The sequence below is a fragment of the Neisseria sicca VK64 genome (assembly GCF_000260655.1).
GTDB lineage: Bacteria > Pseudomonadota > Gammaproteobacteria > Burkholderiales > Neisseriaceae > Neisseria > Neisseria sicca_B.
The window spans coordinates 1-1,795 of the sequence record NZ_AJMT01000122.1 but is presented as its reverse complement, the minus strand read 5'-3'; the positions used below and the strand labels follow the sequence as shown (position 1 = coordinate 1,795).

Genomic DNA, 1,795 nt, shown 5'->3' with positions numbered 1-1,795 from the left:
AACTATTTCTACGACCTGCACGACCAACTGGTTAAAGCCGAAATCTTCAAAAAAGACGGCACGAAAGAAACTTGGTCCTACACCTACGACGCACTGGGCAGAAGGATAGGCAAAGGTCGTCTGAAAAACAGTCAGGAAGTTTCAGACGACCTCAGCAACCAAACCCGCTTCGTTTGGGAAGGCAGCCATTTACTGCAGGAAATCCACCCGGACGGCAGATATACCTATATCTACACCGACCCGGATTCCTACGAACCGCTGGCGCAAGTCCGCGATTGGACAACCGAAGAAAGAGAAAACCGCCAAGAAACAAACTACTTCCACTGCGACCAAATCGGCATCCCAAGAGAGATGACCGATAGGGACGGCAACCTTTTATGGTTCGGCAACTACACCGGCTGGGGTCGTCTGAAAGAAGAAACCAAGGTAACGGATAGCGCATACCAACCCTTCCGCCTGCAAAACCAGTATGCCGACCGTGAGACAGGACTACATTACAACTTCTTCAGGTATTACGAGCCTGATGCGGGTCGGTTTGTAAATCAGGACCCGATTGGGTTATATGGTGGAGATAATCTTTATCGGTTTTCGTCTAATATTCAGATTTGGATTGATCCTTTAGGGTTAGCATGTATACCCAATCCAAACAGAAAAAATGATGAGGATCTTGCAAGAAGAATTGATAAATTGTCTGATAATTTGACAGAAAAAAATAGAGATGGTTTCACTACGTTAGCCTTGGCAAGGGTAACACTTGCTGATGGAACCTCTCAAATATGGATTGCTCAAGCAGGCTCTTCTCTGTCATCAAAGCCTTCTAGAAGGCAACAAAGTCTTGCGGGTGCAGATGAAATAATACAAAATTTACATCCAGCAGGAAGAAGCGGGAAAGATGGCAACCACTTAAATGATGCTGAACGTCAACTTATACGAGAAGCGAAAAAAAGAGGAGCTAAAATTAAATCTCTTGGAGCTACAAAACCAATGTGTGGCAGATGCGAGAAAGGAGCGAGAAGAGCAGGGATACTGAGGCGTATCATAACCCCAATTAAGAGTAGACACTGTTAGTATTTAATATTTTTAAATTTATTTAAAATTAAAGGAGTCCAATATGAAGCCGATGGAATTGGATGAAATGCCAAATGATATTTTTATTCAGGATATAAAAGAGTTAACAGAGAGTTTTTCAATAGATTTTCCTGATGTGTTTAGACAACTTTTGACAGAGTTAAATGTATCAAAAGATAATTTATTTATCACAGATTTTATTGAAAATCAGAAGATTGCCAACTCATATACAGGATATGTTTTTGACAAAACCCACAAAAAAATGTATGACTATACAATCAAAAATAAGAAACTTAGTTTTTTTGAAGTCGATATAAAAAAACTAACTACTAAGGACACGGATAGCATCCGAGTGTTGGATGAACTTTAAAATGCAAGCTATATTTGCATAAAGTGTCAGTGACTGTAGGTTGGGTCAAGACCCAACAGCCTAATAAGGTCGTGTGAAAATTTTCAGACGACCTTTCCTTATGTGTCATCCTTACCTACCCTGGCTACAACGAAAACGGCCAACTTATCGCCCAGCACCAATGGAAGGTGTCGTCCAAAGAAGAGAACGCCCGAAACGGTTTGCCCGAAACCGACTGGCGCGATGCGCAGTACGACATGCTGTACCTGCCCGTTACCGAAACCGTCCGTTACCACTACGATTTCCACGGCAACCGCACCGCCACCGTCCTGCCCGACGGCAGACAGATCAACTACCTGTATTACGGCAGCGGCCACC

At 43.0% G+C, this 1,795-nt stretch carries 2 protein-coding genes and 1 pseudogene; all 3 read left to right on the top strand.

What is annotated here, in order from left to right; translation table 11 throughout:
- On the top strand, positions 1–1,068 hold a 1,068-nt coding region (locus tag HMPREF1051_RS15265), incomplete at its 5' end, for an RHS repeat domain-containing protein (RefSeq protein WP_003766586.1).
- 43 nt (positions 1,069–1,111) lie between these two features.
- Positions 1,112–1,438, top strand: coding sequence for a hypothetical protein (locus tag HMPREF1051_RS07485; protein ID WP_003766584.1), 327 nt, complete (start codon positions 1,112–1,114; stop codon positions 1,436–1,438).
- A 125-nt stretch (positions 1,439–1,563) separates the two neighbouring features.
- A pseudogene (locus tag HMPREF1051_RS07480) lies at positions 1,564–1,795 on the top strand (RHS repeat protein); the annotation flags it as partial.

What these genes read in the sequence shown, in the direction of transcription:
- HMPREF1051_RS07485 (WP_003766584.1), top strand. Translation starts at nt 1,112, where the DNA reads ATGAAGCCGATGGAATTGGATGAAATGCCAAATGATATTTTTATTCAG.